We start from the raw sequence: 18,910 nt of genomic DNA on the forward strand, positions 1-18,910 counted from the left end.
TGGACGCAGCATCCCCGGCTGGCATCCCAGCCTGACGCTTGATCATCCGCAGGGTACAAAGCAGCGCAAATCCCACCAGCAGCGCAGTCAGCAGATACACCAGCTGTACGCCGGCGAAGCTCATGATAAAACCCGCGATCGGACCGGTGATGCCGAGCGACAGATCCATAAACGCGGTGTAAGTGGCCAGCGCGCTGCCCTGGTTCTGCTGCGGCACCACTTTGACTGCGACCACGCCAATCGCCGGGAAAACCAGCGAAAAACCGGCGCCGGTGAGAAAAGCGCCGAACTTCGCCATCCACGGTTCGAACGCGCCCGCCACCAGCAGCAGGCCAATCGCCTCGACGGCAAAACACAGGCTGGCGACGCGCAGTCCGCCGAGCTTATTAATGGCGTTGGGAAACAGCAGGCGCATGCCGACGAACGCAGCGCTGAACAGCGTCAGCGCGAAGGCGGCACCGTCCCAGCCCTGCTCCTGATAAAACAGGGTGATAAAGGTGGCGATCACGCCAAAGCCCGCCGAGCCCATCGCCAGCAGCAGGCCAAAACCGTACACCTTACCGAGCACCGCGCGGAACGGCAGCGGTTTGGCCTTGCTGCCTTTCACCGGCGCACGGGGCAGCGCCAGCACTATCGCCAGCACGCTGATGGCGATAATCACGCTGGAGAGCAGCAGCAGGCCGCCGCTGCGAAAGATCATCACCCCAAGCGGTGCGCCAATCGCCATCGCGCCATAGGTGACAATGCCGTTCCAGGAGATCACCCGGCCAATATGCAGCGAGCCGACTTTCGCCACGCCCCACAGCGAGGTGCCGGTGCCGCAGAAACTCTGCCCGACGCCCAGCAGCACGCGCCCGAGGCACAACAGCGCGAGGCTGAGCACCTCCTGCTCCTCTACCAGCGCCGACAGCAAAATACACAGCCCGCTCACCAGGCTACCAAACAGCCCAAGCACTACCACCTTTTTGGGTCCCCAGCTGTCGGCATAGCGACCGGCATGCGGACGGCTTAGCAGCGTGGCGACATATTGCAGGCTGATCACCACACCGGCCCAGAAGGCGCTGTAGCCCAGGCCGTCATGGACAAAGCCCGGCAGCACCGCCAGCGGCAGGCCAATGGTGAGATAGGTGGCGAAGTTGAACTTCACGATGGAGAGAATCTGTAAATTCAGACGAAAACGGCTGTATTCGGCCGCGGCGGGCTGGTCAGGCATGAGTGATTGCGCTCGTGTTTGACGGAATTTTTATAGCTGAAGCTTTACTATACGCCTTTTCTCGCCGTGCGCACCGTCGATTCGCGGCGGGCTGATGGCGGTATCTCCGGCGGTGCTTATCGGGTTCGCTTCGCTTACTCCTAAACAAACAATTACTTACTGGCGTTCAACTACACTTTCCACAGCGAACCACCATTCAGGAGAGGGAATGAACGAAAAGCCACAGGAGAAAATTGGCCAGAACATCCTGGTCAAGCTGGCAATGTTAGTGATTATTCTGGCGGGCATTCGTGCCGCGTCGGATATTCTGGTGCCCTTCTTACTCGCCAGCTTCCTGGCGATTGTGCTTAATCCGCTGGTGACCCTGCTGATGCGTCGGGGTCTGCGGCGCGGCGTGGCGATCTCGCTGGTGATCACGGTGATCTTCATTGTGATGCTGCTGCTGGTCGGGGTGCTGGCCAGTTCGGTAAGCGAGTTCAGCGATACCTATCCGCAAATCCGCGGCCTGCTGGAACAGAAGCTGACGGTGCTGCAGCATTTCGCCGCGCAGTTTCATATCAATATCTCCACCAGCGCACTGGCGGCACGGCTCGATCCCAATGTGATTATGAACATGGCTACCACGCTGCTGGCGCAGTTCTCCGGTGCCATGACCAATGTGGTGCTGTTGATTCTGACCGTGGTGTTCATGCTGTTTGAGGTGCACCATCTGCCGTACAAATTGCGCAATGCGATGATGAATCCGCAGATCCGCATCGCCGGATTACACAAGGCGCTGAAGGGCGTCACGCACTATCTGGCACTGAAAACGCTGGTCAGCCTGATTACCGGGCTGGCGGTGTGGCTGGTGCTGATGCTGCTGGACGTCAAATTTGCGCTGTTCTGGGGCGTTGTCGCCTTTATCCTCAATTTTATCCCCAATATCGGCCCGATTATCGCCGGTGTGCCGCCGTTTATTCAGGCGCTGGTGTTGAATGATGTGTATGACGCCGTGCTGGTGGCGGCGCTGTTCAGTGCCATTCACATGGTGTTTGGCAATATGCTGGAACCGCGCCTGATGGGACGCGGGCTGGGGCTGTCAACGCTGGTGGTATTTCTGTCGCTGATTTTCTGGGGCTGGCTGCTCGGTCCGGTCGGGATGCTGCTGTCGGTGCCGCTGACCAGCGTCACCAAAATCCTGATGGAAACCACGCCGGGCGGCAGCCGGCTGGCGATAATGTTGGGTAATGGCCGCCCCAAACCGCGCCTGCGCGTCAAAAATAACCGGCCCGCGCCGCGCCCGTAACGTCTTACCACGCCACGATGCCAGACGATCCGTATCTGTCGATCGCCTGGCAGCTTCCCTGCGCAGTGACGCTGCCGTATGGCGTCAGCGCGCATCGCCATGCCTGATGATTCTGGCGCAACATTCTTACTCATCTCGTGCCACAGGCTTTTTCCTGCCGGGAAATGCCAGTAACGGCAAAACATTGTCAATAAACGCAAAGCGCGAACCATAATTGACTTGTATCAGATTGGTGGAAAATCAAAACGCTAACATGCACGGCCGCGGGAAAGTGTTATGCTGCTGACGCCGTGACGCGCTCCCTGAATGCTGCTTAAACCGACCGAGGAAAGTCTGGTGCCTCTGCAAAAACGACAACGCGATTTTGGCTGGCTGTTGATTGTCTGTGCCGGGTTATTACCGCTGGTGCTGGGCATATTTTGCACAGCCATTGAGGCGCGCCATACGGTCAGCCAGCAGCAAATTGCCACCGCTAATGCCCTGCTGACGCAGGCAGAAAAGATGAGCGACAGCGCCTGGGACATGGTGACCCGCCTGCGTCAGTACCAGAATCGTCGCTGCGCCGATATTGATGAAGATTTGCAGCGCGCCGGCACCCTTAACGCCTACTTCCGCTCGATTGGTACCCTGCAGGGCAGCGAAATCACCTGCTCGTCGGCTTACGGGCTGCAGCACGACACGCTGGCCGGGATGATGATGCAGCCGCCACCGGTGACCGGCAAAGCCTGGTGGAGCCTGTCGATCCGCGGCACCTCCGGCGTACCGGATCGTCCGGCGGTGATTTTCGTGCGTCACCTGCCGGACAGCAGCGGTTTCTGGGCGGTGATTGATGGCCAGTATCTGATGGACTTCATGCGCGCCATCGGCGAGTCGAACCGTTATCAGATGAGCCTGCGCTTCAACGGCGGCAGCCCCATCGCCAGCGGTCCGCACGACCAGCCAGAGCTGCTGTACCTCAGCAGCGCCAACTATCAGGCGGAGTCCAGCCGCTATCCAATCAGCGTCAGCGTGACGGTACCCGCCGCCGAGCTGATCAAAGCCTGGCGTCAGGCGCTGCTAATTTTCCTGCCAATGGCCGCCATCTTTTCGATTTTGCTGATGGTGCTGACCGCCAACTGGCTGCGCCGCCGCCTCTCATGGGCGGATGAAATTCGCCGGGCGATACGCAACCGTGAGTTCACGGTGCACTATCAGCCGGTGTACAGCACCGGGATTCAGCGCTGCACCGGTGCGGAAGCGCTGATGCGCTGGCAGCGGCCCAACGGCGAAATGATCCGCCCGGATATCTTCATCAGCCATGCCGAAGCGGAAGGCATGATCGTGCCGCTGACCCAGCATCTGCTGGCGATGATGGCGGAAGATATCCAGAGCTGGCAGGTTGAACCGGGCTTCCACATTGGCTTTAACCTCGCAGCTGAGCATCTGCAACACCCCGATTTTGTGCAGGACATGATGCGTTTTGCCCGCAACATCCGTGACAAACAGATGCTGATCACGCTGGAGCTTACCGAGCGCAGCCTGATCGAGGACGGCGACGCGGTGTCGCGCAAGCTGCGCTATCTGCAGTCGCACGGCATGAAGGTGGCGATTGACGACTTCGGCACCGGCCACTGTGCGCTCTCCTATCTGATGACCTTCCCGCTCGATTACCTGAAGATTGACCGCGGCTTTATCAACGCCATTGAAGGACTGGAGATCGAAACCCCGGTGCTGGATGCCATCATCAATCTGTGCCACAAGCTGCAGCTCGAGGTACTGGGTGAAGGGGTAGAAACCGCGTTGCAATTTCAGTATCTGCAGCAGCGTGGCGTGGTGTTTATTCAGGGCTATTATTACGCCCGTCCGATGGACAATAACCAGCTTCGCGCCTGGCTTAATCAGCAGGGGCGCCAACCGCTTCCCGTTGAGGACCACCATGAGCCTGAACTGCATCATTCTTGATGATTATCAAAATGTTGCCCTGTCGCTGGCCGACTGGGCATCGCTGCAACCGCAGGTACAAACTACCGCGCTGCACCGCCACTACGCCGACGAAGATGAACTGGTCGCTCACATCGCGCACGCTGACATCCTGGTGGTGATGCGCGAACGCACGCCGCTCAACGCCCGGCTGATAGGCCGCCTGCCCAATCTGAAACTGATTGTCACCTCCGGTATGCGCAATGCCTCAATTGATCTGCACGCCTGTGCCGAACGGCTGATTGCGGTGTGCGGCACCGCCAGTAGCAGCGCGGCGCCGCTGGAACTGAGCTGGGGGCTGCTGCTCGGTCTGGCACGCCATATCCCGGCGGAGAGCCAGGCGCTGCGCAGCAACGGTGCGTGGCAGCATACGCTGGGCATGGCGCTGCACGGCAAAACCCTCGGCCTGCTTGGGCTGGGCAAGATTGGCGGTGAGATGGCTAACGTGGCGCGCGCCTTTGGCATGCGCGTGTGCGCCTGGAGCCAGAACCTGAGCGAAGCACGCGCAGCGGCGTGCGGCGCAGAGAAGATGGCTTCGCTGCAGGCGCTGCTCAGGGCGAGCGATGTGGTATCGATTCATCTGGTGCTGAGTGAGCGCACCCGTCATCTGCTGGACGGCGCGGCGCTGGCGCACATGAAGCCGGGCGCGCTGCTGATTAACACCTCGCGCGCCGGGATTGTCGATCAGCAGGCGATGATCAGCGCGCTGCAGTCTGGTCAGCTGGCGGGCGCCGGGCTGGATGTCTTTGAACAGGAGCCGCTACCGGCCGATCATCCGCTGCGTCAGTTGCCGAACGTGCTGGCAACACCGCATCTGGGCTACGTCGCCGACACCAATTACCGCACCTACTTCAGCGAGGCGGTGGAAGATATTGCTGGCTGGCTGCACGGCGCGCCGCTGCGCTCGCTGCTTTAAGCCCCCGGCGCGTCGACAGCACCAGGGTTAGCTGTGGCAGTACAGGCGCGGCAGCCCGGCATAATTAATCATCTGGTCGCCATTGGGCAGCTGGTACATCTGGTAATAATCGTTATTGCCCTCGCGCGCTGGCGAAAACACGATCTGCGCCGCCAGCGCGGGCGGTACGGTGTCGTCTGCCAGGATACGTACGTTGCGCGTGGTGCTGAGCATGAAATCGCCCTGGCGGCGCCAGGTGGTATCGGATACGCGATGCAGGCGATAGTGGCGATCGCGTACCGTGACGGTGCCGGTCAGCGTTGAGCTGCCGCTGCCGTCCGCCTTAAAGCGCGTGCGAATAGTGGCATCAATCGCACCAGCCGGCGCGCCTTCATGATCAATACGATACGGCACTTCACACCACTCCGGTACCGGTTCTGCCGGCCGCAGCAGCAGCGCCAGCGCCCACGGCAGCACAAAGGCCAGCACCACTGCCGTGGTGATTATCGCTTTACGCATCGGGTATCTCCTGCGCTGACACCATCCATGAAATACATTCGTTGTCCTTCTGCGCGATCGGTTTGGCGCACAGGAAGGTGCTGGAAAAGAGTCGGGTGCGCACCGGGTTGATGTACACCATCGGCGGCGCTGAGCCATCCGGCAGGCGCGGCTGCCACTGCCGATAGCGCCGCAGCGCGTCCTGCACTACCCACGAATCGGCTTTCAGGTGGCTGGGGATAAACACCTGGCTGTTCTGGATGCGCAGCAGCGGCCGGAAATCCAGCGCATCGTGCTGCACCGGCGCGAACATCTGGCGTGCCAGCAGCGCCAGCGCGACATTCACCAGCAGCAGCGCAACGATTACCCAGCGCAGCACAGGCCGCTTCTTCTTTACACTGGCCGGCGCGGGCGCAGGTTGCGGACTGACCACCGCTGCCGCTGGCGCAGCCACCGGCTCATCGCTCAGCGGCGCCACATCGACCTGATCGGCCAGCACGCAGCCAATCAGCGGCACCTGATGCACCAGCGGCCCCGGCGCGTGTGCCAGCAGCGCCTGCTGATTGATGGCGGCAATGGTGGCCGTCAGGCGTTCGGCGAACGGTGTGTCGCTGGGGACGCGCTGGAACAGCGCATGCAGGGTCTGGTTGCGCACCAGTTTGCCATCCGCGTCAATCACGCGCCGCAGAATGGCGGTTTGCAGCGGCGTCAGTGCCACGCGGTGCGCGGGCGACTGCACCGGAAAGAGGACCTGCTGGTCAACGTCAAAACAGAGACTTTTTGCAAATAAAACAAAGCGTGCCATGCGGCGCCCGATCTCCGGCAGAGAAACTGGCGCAAGTATAGATATTTTCGCTCGCCCGCGCATCTACGCTGCGGCCTGCGTCGCGATTCAGACAATTTTTTTGCCGCGATTGCGGACCAAAACGGCCATAGTTTTAGCCAAAAAATAGCCAGTTATTGGCGGAAACATGACAAATATCACATTTAAACGGTATACTCTGTCGCGGGATGCAATAATTACCTTAGTAATAATTGCTTTGGCAGGCCAGGGAAAAAACCACTTTCACGGCTATGCTTTAATTTTCTCAACGCCGCGGACTGAATGCTCCACCGAGTCCGCAGCGTTGAGGACTTTTTGAATTCCAATACAGGGTAACCTCATGAAATTACGTAGGAAGCGTGTAAAACCTATTGGGCTGGATGACGTCACGATTATCGATGACGCTCGTTTACGTAAGGCCATTACCGCCGCGTCACTCGGTAACGCGATGGAATGGTTCGATTTCGGTGTTTATGGCTTTGTAGCCTATGCGCTGGGTAAAGTGTTCTTCCCGGACGCCTCGCCTGGCGTGCAGATGATTGCCGCGCTCGGGACCTTCTCGGTGCCGTTCCTGATCCGTCCGCTGGGCGGCCTGTTCTTCGGCATGCTGGGCGATAAATATGGTCGCCAGAAAATCCTGTCGATTACCATTGTCATCATGTCGATCAGTACCTTCTGTATCGGCCTGATCCCTTCTTACGCCTCGATTGGCATCTGGGCACCGATACTGCTGCTGCTGGCGAAAATGGCGCAGGGCTTCTCGGTGGGCGGGGAATATACTGGTGCGTCGATCTTCGTCGCCGAATATTCGCCGGACCGTAAGCGTGGCTTCATGGGAAGCTGGCTGGACTTTGGTTCGATTGCCGGCTTCGTGCTGGGCGCGGGCGTGGTGGTGCTGATCTCAACGGTGATTGGCGAGCAGAAATTCCTCGACTGGGGCTGGCGTATTCCGTTCTTCCTCGCGCTGCCGCTGGGCATTATCGGCCTGTATCTGCGTCACGCACTGGAAGAGACCCCGGCGTTCCAGCAGCATGTTGAGAAGCTGGAGCAAGGTGACCGCGAAGGTCTGCGCGACGGCCCGAAAGTGTCGTTTAAAGAGATCGCCAGCAAACACTGGAAAAGCCTGCTGGCCTGTATCGGTCTGGTGCTTGCCACCAACGTGACCTATTACATGCTGCTGACCTACATGCCGAGCTATCTGTCGCATAACCTGCACTACTCGGAAGATCACGGCGTGCTGATTATCATCGCCATCATGATGGGGATGCTGTTTGTGCAACCGGTGATGGGCATGCTGAGCGACCGCTTCGGCCGTCGTCCGTTCGTGATCGTCGGCAGTATCGCCCTGTTCTTCTGTGCGATTCCGGCCTTTATGCTGATCAACAGTAACGTACTGGGGCTGATTTTTGCCGGTCTGCTGCTGCTGGCGGTGATCCTCAACGCCTTCACCGGCGTGATGGCCTCGTCACTGCCGGCGATGTTCCCGACGCACATTCGCTACAGTGCGCTGGCCAGCGCCTTCAACATCTCGATTCTGATTGCCGGTCTGACGCCAACCGTGACCGCCTGGGCGGTGGAAGCCAGCAACAATCTGTATATGCCGGCTTACTATCTGATGGTGGTGGCGGTGGTCGGTCTGGTGACCGGTCTGTACATGAAAGAGACCGCCAACAAACCGCTGCGCGGCGCGACACCGGCGGCATCGGACCTCGAAGAAGCGCGTGAGATTCTGCAGGAGCATCACGACAATATCGAGCAGAAGATTGAAGATATTGATGAAGAGATCGCCCGCCTTGAGGCGAAGCGGAAAAACCTGGTGCAGCAGCACCCGGACATCAACGAGTAATCTGCCCTTCACTCCCGCCACTCGGCGGGAGTTTTGTTTCTGCGGTTGCCGGGTGCGTGAGAATGTGTGTGCTGCGGGTGATGCTTCCAGGTGCGCATGAATGCGCACCCTACGGGTGTGTTGCGGGTTGGGACTCTGCTGATTCCCGGTGCGCATGAATGCGCACCCTACGGGTAACGGCGGGTTGGGACTCGGCGGTTGCCGGGTGCGCTGTAGAGGCGGCATTCATGCCGACCGGCAACGACGCCCGGCCCGCACCGCACACAATCCTTCATGCTACCCGGCGAAAAGGGGTAAACTGTCGCCACTTTTTTCACCAGCATAAGTTAACCGAGCATGTCTGATTTCAATCTCATTCAGCGCCCAAGAAGACTGCGCAAAAGCGCGTCGATGCGCGAACTGTTCCAGGAATCCCACCTCAGCCTGAACGATCTGGCCCTGCCGATCTTCGTTGAAGAAGGCGTGGATGATTACGTGCCAATCAACGCCATGCCGGGCGTGATGCGCATTCCGGAAAAACGTCTGGCGTACGAAATCGAACGCATCGCCAAAGCCGGTATCCGTTCGGTCATGACCTTTGGTATCTCGCACCACACCGATGCCACCGGCAGCGATGCGTGGAACGAAAACGGCCTCGTGGCGCGCATGTCGCGCATCTGCAAAGACACGGTGCCGGAAATGATTGTCATGTCCGATACCTGCTTCTGTGAATACACCAGTCACGGCCACTGCGGCGTGCTGTGCGATCACGGTGTCGACAACGACCAGACGCTGATTAACCTCGGCAAACAGGCGGTGGTTGCTGCGCAGGCCGGTGCCGACTTCATCGCGCCGTCAGCAGCAATGGATGGCCAGGTGAAAGCGATTCGCCAGGCGCTGGACGCTGCCGGTTTTACCGATACCGCTATCATGTCCTACTCCACCAAATTCGCCTCGTCGTTCTACGGCCCGTTCCGTGAAGCAGCGGGCACCGCGCTGAAAGGCGACCGCAAAACTTATCAGATGAACCCGATGAACCGCCGTGAAGCGATTCGCGAGTCGCTGATTGATGAAGCGGAAGGTGCAGATTCGCTGATGGTCAAACCGGCAGGCGCTTACCTCGATATCCTGCGTGATATCCGCGAGCGCACCACGCTGCCGCTGGCGGCTTACCAGGTGAGCGGTGAGTACGCGATGATCAAATTTGCCGCCCAGGCGGGTGCCATTGATGAACGTAATGTGGTGCTGGAGAGCTTAGGTGCCATAAAACGTGCCGGTGCCGATCTCATTTTCAGCTATTTCGCCCTTGATCTTGCCGAGCAAAAAGTGCTCTGATCCTCTCGTTACGCTAAACAATCGCGGATTGCCGCGGTTGTTTAGTGCTCTCTGCCCCTGCGCGGGCACGACATCCGGTTTGCTGTAACACATCCATCATTAACAAGAGTTACGCGATGAAAGCACCTGCACTGCCTGCGGACGAATCACAACGTCTGGCCCAGTTACGTGCGCTCAACATTCTGCACACACCCACAGAAGAGCGTTTTGACCGTTTAACCCGCCTTGCCCGACGTCTGTTTGACGTTCCGGTCGCGATGGTCAGTCTGCTAGAGAATGACTATCAATGGTTTAAATCCAGTGACGGTTTTGATCGGCCAACCACCGCGCGTAGCATCTCTTTTTGCGGTCATACCATCCTGCAGGATGAGGTGATGGTGGTCGAGGACGCGCTGGCCGACACGCGCTTCAGCGATAATCCGCTGGTTACCGATGCAGACAATCCGGTGCGTTTCTACGCGGGCTATCCGCTGCGCACGCCGTCCGGTGCCAAAGTCGGTACGCTGTGCATCATTGATAATCATGCGCGCCAGTTCAACGCGGAGGATCTGCACGCGCTGCGCGATCTGGCGGCCATGGCCGAAGCCGAGCTGGTGGCGTTTCAGACCGCGACGTCCGATGAGCTGACGCAAATCACCAACCGGCGCGGCTTTATGACGCTGGGTCAGATGGCGCTGAATGAGTGCCAGCTGAGACAGCTGCCCGCCAGCCTGACGTTTCTCGATCTCGACGGCTTTAAGGCCATCAATGACCGGCATGGCCACCGCGAGGGCGATCGCGCGCTGATGGACTTTGCCGATGCCATGAAGGTGAGTTTTCGCCATGCCGATATCTTTGCCCGGCTCGGCGGCGATGAGTTTGTGGTGCTGCTGAACGGTATTCGTCAGGACGAAGCGGAAGCGACGCTGGCGCGCTTCGCCCACTATCTGCATAAACAGATGCAGGATCTGGAGCGGCGTTACACGCTGCAGTTTTCATCGGGCATCGTGGAATTTGATCCGCAGCAGCCGCAATCGCTGGAGCAGCTGCTGGAAAGCAGCGACGCACGCATGTACGCCGCCAAGTACCAGAAAAGGCAGCCGCGCAGATAGCCGCTCCTTAATGCGCCAGGTCGTCAATCAGCGTCTGATTAAACTTCGCTGGCGCTTCCATCTGCGGCGCGTGCCCCATGCCGGGGAACTCAATCAGCCGCGCGCCAGGAATCAGCTGTGCCACCTGTTTGCCCAGCACGTTGTAATGGCCGAGCTGCGCTTTCACCGCCGGTGAAGCGATATCGCTGCCAATCGCCGTGGTATCGGCCGTGCCGATCATCAGCGTGGTCGGCACCTTCAGGTCTTTAAACTCGTAATAGACCGGCTGGGTGAAAATCATGTCGTAGATCAGCGCCGAATTCCACGCCACTTTCTCATGCCCCGGTCCTTTATTCAGCCCGGCCAGCATCTGCACCCATTTGTCATATTCCGGCTTCCACTGGCCGCTGTAATAGGTGTGCTGCTCATATTTCTTAATGCCCGCCGCATCAAGCTTCAGCTCGCGCTGATACCACTGATCCACTGAGCGCCATGGCGCGCCCTTCGCCTTCCAGTCCTCAAGGCCAATCGGATTGACCAGCACCAGCTTCTGCGTCTGCTGCGGATACATCAGTGCGTAACGCGTCGCCAGCATACCGCCGGTCGAGTGGCCAACGATCACCGCTTTCTCAATGCCGAGCTGCGCTAACAGCTGATGGGTGTTTTGCGCCAGCTGCTGGAAGCTGTACTGATAGCGGGCGGGTTTGGTGGAGGTGCAGAAACCAATCTGATCCGGCGCAATCACGCGATAGCCCTGCTGGCTCAGTGCGTTGATGGTGTCTTCCCAGGTGGCAGCGCAGAAATTTTTACCGTGCATCAGCACCACTGTCTGACCATTGGCCTGCTGCGCCGGCTTCACGTCCATATAGCCCATGCTGAGTGACTGCTGCTGGGAGGAGAAGGTAAAATGCTGCAGCGGATAAGGATAGTGAAATCCCTCCAGCTGCTCGCCATACACGGCCTCTGCGGCCTGCGCGCTGAGCGTGCCGCACAGCATCGCTGACGCCAGCGCTACGCTCAGTAACGGTTTTAATCGAAAACGAAACGTCATGTGACCTCTTTTGTACAGGGAAAAACCCTCAGTCTGGCACGAAAACCGCCGGTGGATATTGATGCGCCGTGCCGCCGCCCGTCACACCTTTAACTGTTAAGCCGCGCAAAGCGATAATCCATTTGCGTTAATAATAACGGCCGTAATTACGGCAACTATTCAACATCATCACAACATGTCGGCGATTAATTTCACGATAAACAAGACCAGTCTTGATGACAATTAATAAAAAAGCCATTTCCTGATAAAACTTTACGTTACGACAGTGCTTAAAAAGTTTAATTTAATTACACTGTGTCGAGTTATTGGAGGACCATAATGATGCAGCAAAAATACAACCAAGGGGTGATTGATTCGGTGACCGAATGGATTATGGCCAACCTGGATCAACGTTTGAGCATTGATGATATTGCACTGAAATCTGGCTATTCCAAATGGTATTTACAGAAACTGTTTGCCCGTTACCATAACGAAACGCTGGCGCGTTATATTCGCAAAAAGAAACTGATTTGTTGTGTGAACGAGCTGAAATTCAGCCGCACGCCGATTATCAGTCTGGCGGTTAAATACCATTTCGAAAGTCAGCAATCCTTTACCCGCTCGTTTAAACAGGTGATGGGCTGCACGCCGCTATTCTGCCGTAAACGCCAGCTGAGCGATGCTGCCGAAGCCCTGTTGCGCAGCAGTGACGATCCCTGCGCGCTGTGTCGCAAGGTCGGGTTTAATCGCAGCGAGCAGGAAAAACCGGTTGTTAATCCGGTCAGCGAAAACAATGGGAAGTTTCCAGCGCGTATTAGCTGCGCGGTGCGTTAATCACGTCTGATATGTCGGGAAAATATTTATAACCGCACAGATTGAAGCGGCGCGATTTATTGTGCTGATGTTCAGGTGCACCGTGCCCATCCGGGCGGTGCGCATAAATGCGCACCCTACAAAACCGTGCAATTACCTTGTTACGGTGCGCATAAATGCGCACCCTACAACCGTGCAATTATCCTGACACTGAGCGGATAAATGCGCACCCTACAAAACCGTGCAATTACCTTGTTACGGTGCGCATAAATGCGCACCCGACAAAACCGTGCAACGTTCCTGTAGGGTCGCCATTTATGGCGACCTTTCGGCATTGCAAACAGAAACACCCCCGGTTATTTTCCGGCCGGTAAAACCCTTTTATTTCTCAGCGCACCGGCTGGCCCGGCAGCAGCTTATCTGACATCAACTGGCGGCAGACAAACGCATCCTGCCGCGCCTGCTGCTGCTGTTGCGGCGACAAATCCTGCCATACCGTTTGCAGATGCTCCGCCAGCCCGGACTGGAAATGAATCTTCTGCAGCGCATAATCCGAATTACCGCCTTCAATAATCTGCTGCATCGCCTGTGCGCTGTTATCGCGCCCGTCATGGGTCAGCGTACAAAAGGTCGCGATGTAGTAAGCCTTGTCCTCATCGCTGTAATGCGGCATCAGCCACCAGATCAGCGCACTGATAATCAGCAGCAGCGGCAGCAGGAATTTGATTTTTAACATGGATTTATTGGCCAGCTGAAAAAGAAAACGCCGCAATCTTAACAGATTCACCGCGCCATGCCGCACGCCATTTTCAGGCTTTTCTCCGGCAGATTGAGACGAGGCTTAACGGGGAATGCACCGATGTGCTTATAAAGTAGCCCGCTCAATTTTCCTCGTCATTCAGGGAATGAACATCATGAAAAAAAGCCAGCTGGCGCTGCTGATTAGTACCTTGTGCCTTAGCGGTTCACCCTATGCCGGGATTATGCGTCATGACATTGACGTGCAGGAATACCGCGATTTTGCCGAAAACCGGGGCAAATATGCTATCGGTGCCACCGATATTCCCCTCTATCGCAAAGACGGCAGCTTTGAAGGCTATGTACTGGACGTGCCGATGCCGGACTTTAGCATGGTCAGCGACGAGGGTTTCAGCTCATTTATCGCGCCATCTTTTGTCACAGGTGCCAAACATGTTCGATATGTTCTGTCGCTGAATTTAGGCAAAAAAGCCAAATTTTCGCCGACTTACCGTGGCATTAACTACAATAATGATCCCACGCGAGACTTTCATTTACCGCGGGTTAATAAGGTGGTCGTCGAAAGCGCGCCTTCGCCTTACATCGGCGGTGAAGAATTATTAGCGAATCGCAGTCGCTATACCGTATTTGCCCGCCTGGGTGCGGGTTATCAGCAAATCGACGATCCAGAAAGCGGTAAATTGATACCTATCGATGGCGCCTACGTCTATAACACCGGTGGAACCTTTAAACCCGGCGCCATTACGAATTTTTATAAGGACTACATTAAGTGGAGAATTTTTTCACCTGATCACCCCTCATTTTCCCTGTTAAGTATTGGTACCCGTGGAGGTGATAGCGGTAGCCCGGTGTTTGCCTGGGACAGTGTAGAAAAACGCTGGGTACAGTTCGCTGTCCATTCTGGTGGCTATGGGGGGACTACCTACAATTATTCCTTTGCCAGTGAATTAATTAATGGAAAGCATGTGCAGGAGGTACTGGATTCCGTCAGGGATGCTGATGTTGAAGACAGCGGCGGCACTACCCTCGAATGGCGCGGTGATAGCATTATGCAGGATGGCAAAACCTGGCAATGGCACGGGCTTGATCAGGCTCAGGCAGAAACCGCACCCGCCAAAGCCAGCAATGATCAGCTCAATGCCACCAAAGATCTGCGCTTTAACGGCGACGGTGGCATCATCGAGCTGGCGCAGTCGGTCAACCTCGGCGCGGGCTTGCTGCGTTTCTCGAACGACTACACCCTGCGCGCCGCAGGCGACGGCAACTTCAGCTGGGTCGGCGGCGGCGTTGAGGTCGACAAAGACAAAACTGTGCTGTGGCAGGTTAACGGCCTGCAGGACGATGCGTTGCACAAAATCGGCGCCGGTACGCTGCACGTTAACGCCAGCGGTATTAATCCCGGCGCGCTTAACGTCGGCGACGGCACGGTCATCCTTGACCAGCAGGCAGACGCGCAGGGACGCAAACAGGCGTTCTCCACCGTCACCCTGTTCAGCAGCCGCCCGACCGTGGTGCTCAACAGCGCCGATCAGTTAAGCACTGACAACATCCGCTTCGGCTATCGCGGCGGTACGCTGGACATTAACGGCCACGATTTGACCTTCGACGATATCCTGCACAACGACAGCGGCGCGCGCATTGTTAATCGCAGCCAGACGCTGGCGCATCTCGATCTCACCGGCGATAACCGCCTGTTCCTCGGCGAGCTGGGCGAAGCGGATTCACGCGATAACCTCAACGTGACCACCCATCAGCGCTGGCAGCTGGCCGGCGGCGCGCAGCTTAATCAGCTGGCGGTGGCCGACGGTGTACTGACGCTGAGCGGCGAACAGGTGGAGCATGCCGGGAAGGTGTTCTTTGCCAATGACTGGCAGGACAAAACGTATCACATCAACCAGCTGCAGGTGGCGCAGGACGCCGCGCTAACCGTCGCTGAGCACGCTCACGTTACCGGCGATATCACGCTGGCCGACAAGGCCACGCTTAACGTGCTGGGCCGATCCACGCTGGCCGGCGACATCAACCTGAGCGGCACCGCTTCCAGCCTGATTGCCGATATCGCGCAGTACGTCAGCACGCTGGGCGAGCTGGCTTCCACCATCAGCGCCAATATCAGTGGCCAGGGCAGCGTGATTAAAAGCGGTGACGGGCGGCTGACGCTGAGCGGTGACGTCAGCAACCAGCAAGGCGTGGAGGTGCAGCAGGGCGAGCTGGAAGTGAGCGGCAAGCTGCACACGCCGCTGAACATGGCCGCCGGCACGCTGCTCTCCGGCGGCGGCGTCATCAATCATGCCAGCCTCGCCGATAACGTCACGCTGGCACCGGGCTGGAACAATGCGCCGGACAGCTGGTCGACCATGCGCCTTGGCGATCTGCACCACGGGCGCGACACGGCGCTGGTGCTGAACTCCGCGTTCCGCCACGACGCCAGCGATCGCCTGCTAATCGATGGCGATCTGCAACAGCCGGACGATGCGCCGCTGTGGCTGACGGTAAAACCCCAGGCCAGCTGGATCGATAGCGATCGCAACCACAACGGCGCAGCGGATAACAATGAAGGTGTGTCGCTGGTGCAGGTCGGCGGCCAGGCGCACGCCGACAGCGTCCAGCTGGCCGGCAGCTATGTGGCGCGCGGCGCCTGGGCTTACGGTCTGTACGCCTTCGCACCGGGCCGCGCCAGTGGCGATGAGCGTCTGGTGGCGGGCGAAGGGGATCAGTTCTGGGATTACCGCCTGCAAAACATTCTGCTGGCGGAAGGGGATAACCGCGAACCTTATCTGCCGGAGCCGGAGCCTGAACCGCAGCCCGAGCCAGAACCGCAGCCGGAACCGGAAAATCCGCAGGTGCCGCAGGCAGAGCCAAAACCGGAGCCGGGCAAGGTGCGCGCGGCGGTGATTCCGCAGGTGCCGGCCTACATCTCGCTGCCCGCCGCCTTCCACAGCGTGACACACAACCTGCAAGCGCTGTTCAGCAGCAGCGCGCAGCAGGCGGGCGCAGAGGGCCGTCCGGATCTGTTTGTGTCCGGCTACACCGGCGACGACCGCTATCACAGCGCGGGCGGCTTTATGGATTACGGCTACGATTTCCACAGCCGCTATCAGGGCTGGATGATTGGCAGCCGCTTCCCGCTGCAGTCCGCGCTGGCGCTGAGCGTCGGCGTCAATAAGGGCAACCTGAGCATCACGCCGGAAGCGCGCGACGGCAACAGTCACGCCCGCGTCGATACGCTGGGCGCCAGTGCGCTACTGAGCTGGCAGCCCGATCAGGGCCTGCAGCTGGCCGTGCCGGCTGGCGTGATGCAGTACCGCGGCAGCGTCAGCACTGACCTGCGCGGTAACGTAACGCAGCTGAAAGCGCGCGGCGCTAACCTCGGGCTCGACAGCGGCTGGCGCTGGCAGTCCGGCGCGCATGCGCTAACGCCGGTGGCCGGTGTGAATGCGCAGTGGCTCGATATCAATGATTTCACCGACAGCGACGGCGCACAGGTCAGCTACCGGAATCCGCTGCAATGGCAGCTCTCCGGCGGCGTAAAATACGACTTCCGCACCAACGAGAAGCTGAAGCTGGGCGCAGAAACGCGCTACGTGCAGCGCATCAGCCAGCGCGATCGGGTAGCGATTGGTGACGGCCAGCAGGCAGCGCACTTCGCCACCGGACGCGGCGGCAATAGCCTGCAATACAGCGGTTACGCCGGCTGGCAGGTGCTGGACAATCTGGAGCTCAACACCCAGCTTCAGGGCCAGCAGCGTCTGACGCAGGAAGGCATCAGCGACTGGAATCTGCAGGCCGGTGTGAAAATCAGTTTTTAATCACGGCTCTCACCACGCATCAGCCCGGGACATGTCTTACCGGGCTTTTTTATGCTTTTCTGAAAAAAAACCAGACAAAACTTAATTGCCACGTTAGTCGGTCGCTTTAGGTTTGCGATTCTCGCTATTTTCATCCATGGAAGAGAATATGAAACTTACCCCGCTGACGCTGGTGATCAGTGCGTTCTGTTATAGCCTTCCTGCATTCGCTGATGAGCGCTACCCTGCATTTTCCACATCACAAAATAATAACGTTAACGCTGCGAATATTCCGCATCCACCGGGGCCCTTTCATGGTCCATCAACCCAGGAAATCCCTGAGCTGCCGCTGCTTGCGCAGGTCAGCCGCCAGACTGGCGAAGGGATTAAACAGCTTGGGAAAATTATCGCCCGCGGCTCGTGGTTTGATGAGATCAATCCGGCAACCTCGGGCCTGGTGCGATCCAATGTGCTGGCCGGCAATAACAGCCATCATCTGTGGTATTACCGGTTACAGACCATGGTCCTGACCGGGGAGAAAGATGAAGGATTGCCGAATATTAATAATCCTGGCATCGTGGCTCCGATACCCGACCCCGGTAAAGGCGAAGCTGTCATATTGCCGCCGCCACCGCCGCCTGAGCCGGAACCGCCACAGCTCACACCTGCGCCACAAATCCCGACCTACCTCGCCCTGCCCAACATGCTGTATGCCCTCAACGACGCCATGCAAACCCGCTTCCACTTCGCTGCCCAACAGATGAGCATGGATGATCATCACAACCTGTTTGTGTATGGCTATAGCGGCGGCGAGCGTTATCGCAGTGCGCAGGGCGATAGCGATGCCACCAGCCGCTATCAGGGCTGGATGCTGGGTGCGCGCTGGACGCCTGAAGCGGAACAGAGCCCGCTGGCCTTCAGTGCGGGCGTGCACAAAGGCGTAGCGACTATGCTTTCGAATACGGCGGCCGGGCGCAGCCAGCTGCGTATGCAAACCCAGGGTATTAATGCGCTGATCGGCATTCAGCCGCCTGAGGGTTGGCAGCTGGAGATACCGCTGGGGCTGACGCATTATCGCGGCACCTTACGCCATGAAACCCAGGGTGAAGTGGCGCGGATCAGCGCCGTTAGCGGCAATATCGGCGCAGAAGCGGGCTGGCGCTGGCTGCAGGATGCGCATAGCCTGATGCCGCTGGCCGCAGCCGGTGTGCAGTGGCTGCATGTTGCGGATTTCACCGAGCAACAGGGGGCACAGGTGAACTATCAGCTGGCGCCGCAGTTCAGCCTGGCTGGCGGGGTTAAGTATGATTATCAGCCGCTGTCGTCAGTGAAGCTGGGGCTGGAGGCGCGTTATGTCTGGCACAGCGGCAGGCAGAATACGCTGGATGCCGGCGATATGCGTGGATTGCCGATTGAGCGCGCCCGCCACAGCGCCCAGCTGGGCGGTTACGTCAGCTGGCAGCTGCATGAGAACGTCGAGATCGGCACGCAGTTGCAGGTGCAGCAGCGGCTGGATCGCCCCGGCGTGAGCGACTGGAATGTGCTGAGCGGAGTGAAAGTGGCGTTTTAAATTAATAATAAGGGAAGCGGTGGTGAATGGCTGGCGATGGATGGTTT

At 58.4% G+C, this 18,910-nt stretch carries 14 protein-coding genes; 9 read left to right on the top strand and 5 right to left on the bottom strand.

The features are described from left to right. Window positions 1-1,213 (bottom strand): MFS transporter (locus OXR61_RS23100; protein WP_021508126.1); only part of this gene is annotated, 1,213 nt, incomplete at its 3' end. Between the two features lie 208 nt (window positions 1,214-1,421). On the opposite strand from OXR61_RS23100, the gene OXR61_RS23105 reads away from it, so the two are divergent. The 3 genes from OXR61_RS23105 (at window position 1,422) to OXR61_RS23115 (ending at window position 5,373) form a co-directional block, all read left to right on the top strand. Next, the gene (locus tag OXR61_RS23105; protein ID WP_021508125.1) at window positions 1,422-2,498 is read left to right on the top strand and encodes an AI-2E family transporter; all 1,077 of its coding nucleotides are present in this window, start codon (window positions 1,422-1,424) and stop codon (window positions 2,496-2,498) included. A gap of 336 nt (window positions 2,499-2,834) precedes the next feature. Continuing rightward, window positions 2,835-4,439, top strand: a complete 1,605-nt coding sequence (locus OXR61_RS23110; RefSeq protein ID WP_031279817.1) for an EAL domain-containing protein — start codon at window positions 2,835-2,837, stop codon at window positions 4,437-4,439. Continuing rightward, entirely contained in the window at window positions 4,414-5,373 is a 960-nt protein-coding gene (locus OXR61_RS23115) for a D-2-hydroxyacid dehydrogenase family protein (RefSeq protein WP_021508123.1), read from the top strand. Before OXR61_RS23110 ends, OXR61_RS23115 begins: the two co-directional genes overlap by 26 nt. 27 nt (window positions 5,374-5,400) lie before the next feature. Here the strand turns inward: OXR61_RS23115 and OXR61_RS23120 are convergent, their stop codons facing one another. Both OXR61_RS23120 and OXR61_RS23125 read right to left on the bottom strand, forming a co-directional pair. Beyond that, window positions 5,401-5,871, bottom strand: a complete 471-nt coding sequence (locus OXR61_RS23120) for a hypothetical protein (protein ID WP_021508122.1) — start codon at window positions 5,869-5,871, stop codon at window positions 5,401-5,403. Further along, a complete protein-coding gene (locus tag OXR61_RS23125; protein ID WP_021508121.1) occupies window positions 5,864-6,655 on the bottom strand; it encodes a hypothetical protein in 792 nt (263 codons plus the stop codon). The genes OXR61_RS23120 and OXR61_RS23125 overlap by 8 nt, the downstream gene beginning before the upstream one ends. Window positions 6,656-7,013: 358 nt before the next feature. Here OXR61_RS23125 and proP point away from each other — a divergent pair, with 358 nt between their 5' ends. The 3 genes from proP (at window position 7,014) to OXR61_RS23140 (ending at window position 10,924) form a co-directional block, all read left to right on the top strand. After that, window positions 7,014-8,519 (top strand): glycine betaine/L-proline transporter ProP, encoded by a 1,506-nt coding sequence (gene proP / locus OXR61_RS23130; protein ID WP_021508120.1) that lies wholly within the window; start codon window positions 7,014-7,016, stop codon window positions 8,517-8,519. Window positions 8,520-8,855: 336 nt separating this feature from the next. Continuing rightward, window positions 8,856-9,833, top strand: a complete 978-nt coding sequence (hemB, locus tag OXR61_RS23135; RefSeq protein ID WP_031279816.1) for a porphobilinogen synthase — start codon at window positions 8,856-8,858, stop codon at window positions 9,831-9,833. 116 nt (window positions 9,834-9,949) lie between these two features. Further along, window positions 9,950-10,924: a sensor domain-containing diguanylate cyclase gene (locus tag OXR61_RS23140; RefSeq protein WP_021508118.1), complete on the top strand. Its 975-nt coding sequence runs from the start codon at window positions 9,950-9,952 to the stop codon at window positions 10,922-10,924. A 7-nt stretch (window positions 10,925-10,931) separates the two neighbouring features. Here OXR61_RS23140 and OXR61_RS23145 read toward each other — a convergent pair whose 3' ends face one another. Continuing rightward, window positions 10,932-11,954 carry an alpha/beta hydrolase gene (locus tag OXR61_RS23145; protein WP_021508117.1) on the bottom strand — a complete coding sequence of 341 codons (1,023 nt, stop codon included), beginning with the start codon at window positions 11,952-11,954 and terminating at the stop codon, window positions 10,932-10,934. Between the two features lie 318 nt (window positions 11,955-12,272). On the opposite strand from OXR61_RS23145, the gene OXR61_RS23150 reads away from it, so the two are divergent. Further along, window positions 12,273-12,767, top strand: a complete 495-nt coding sequence (locus tag OXR61_RS23150) for a helix-turn-helix domain-containing protein (protein ID WP_031279815.1) — start codon at window positions 12,273-12,275, stop codon at window positions 12,765-12,767. A gap of 367 nt (window positions 12,768-13,134) precedes the next feature. On the opposite strand, the gene OXR61_RS23155 is transcribed toward OXR61_RS23150, so the two are convergent. Then, window positions 13,135-13,482, bottom strand: a complete 348-nt coding sequence (locus OXR61_RS23155) for a hypothetical protein (protein WP_031279814.1) — start codon at window positions 13,480-13,482, stop codon at window positions 13,135-13,137. 178 nt (window positions 13,483-13,660) lie between these two features. Here OXR61_RS23155 and OXR61_RS23160 point away from each other — a divergent pair, with 178 nt between their 5' ends. Both OXR61_RS23160 and OXR61_RS23165 read left to right on the top strand, forming a co-directional pair. Then, window positions 13,661-17,314, top strand: coding sequence for a S6 family peptidase (locus tag OXR61_RS23160; protein WP_021508114.1), 3,654 nt, complete (start codon window positions 13,661-13,663; stop codon window positions 17,312-17,314). A gap of 148 nt (window positions 17,315-17,462) precedes the next feature. Continuing rightward, a complete protein-coding gene (locus OXR61_RS23165) occupies window positions 17,463-18,863 on the top strand; it encodes an autotransporter outer membrane beta-barrel domain-containing protein (RefSeq protein WP_021508113.1) in 1,401 nt (466 codons plus the stop codon). Window positions 18,864-18,910 lie beyond the last annotated feature (47 nt).

The sequence above is a fragment of the Pantoea sp. GM_Pan_4 genome (assembly GCF_026541005.1).
GTDB lineage: Bacteria > Pseudomonadota > Gammaproteobacteria > Enterobacterales > Enterobacteriaceae > Pantoea > Pantoea dispersa.

Coding starts and splice junctions, on each gene's coding strand:
- proP (WP_021508120.1), top strand. CDS start 7,014: ATGAAATTACGTAGGAAGCGTGTAAAACCTATTGGGCTGGATGACGTC.
- OXR61_RS23155 (WP_031279814.1), bottom strand. CDS start 13,482: ATGTTAAAAATCAAATTCCTGCTGCCGCTGCTGCTGATTATCAGTGCG.
- OXR61_RS23160 (WP_021508114.1), top strand. CDS start 13,661: ATGAAAAAAAGCCAGCTGGCGCTGCTGATTAGTACCTTGTGCCTTAGC.
- OXR61_RS23125 (WP_021508121.1), bottom strand. CDS start 6,655: ATGGCACGCTTTGTTTTATTTGCAAAAAGTCTCTGTTTTGACGTTGAC.
- OXR61_RS23150 (WP_031279815.1), top strand. CDS start 12,273: ATGATGCAGCAAAAATACAACCAAGGGGTGATTGATTCGGTGACCGAA.
- OXR61_RS23145 (WP_021508117.1), bottom strand. CDS start 11,954: ATGACGTTTCGTTTTCGATTAAAACCGTTACTGAGCGTAGCGCTGGCG.
- hemB (WP_031279816.1), top strand. CDS start 8,856: ATGTCTGATTTCAATCTCATTCAGCGCCCAAGAAGACTGCGCAAAAGC.
- OXR61_RS23165 (WP_021508113.1), top strand. CDS start 17,463: ATGAAACTTACCCCGCTGACGCTGGTGATCAGTGCGTTCTGTTATAGC.
- OXR61_RS23105 (WP_021508125.1), top strand. CDS start 1,422: ATGAACGAAAAGCCACAGGAGAAAATTGGCCAGAACATCCTGGTCAAG.
- OXR61_RS23120 (WP_021508122.1), bottom strand. CDS start 5,871: ATGCGTAAAGCGATAATCACCACGGCAGTGGTGCTGGCCTTTGTGCTG.
- OXR61_RS23115 (WP_021508123.1), top strand. CDS start 4,414: ATGAGCCTGAACTGCATCATTCTTGATGATTATCAAAATGTTGCCCTG.
- OXR61_RS23140 (WP_021508118.1), top strand. CDS start 9,950: ATGAAAGCACCTGCACTGCCTGCGGACGAATCACAACGTCTGGCCCAG.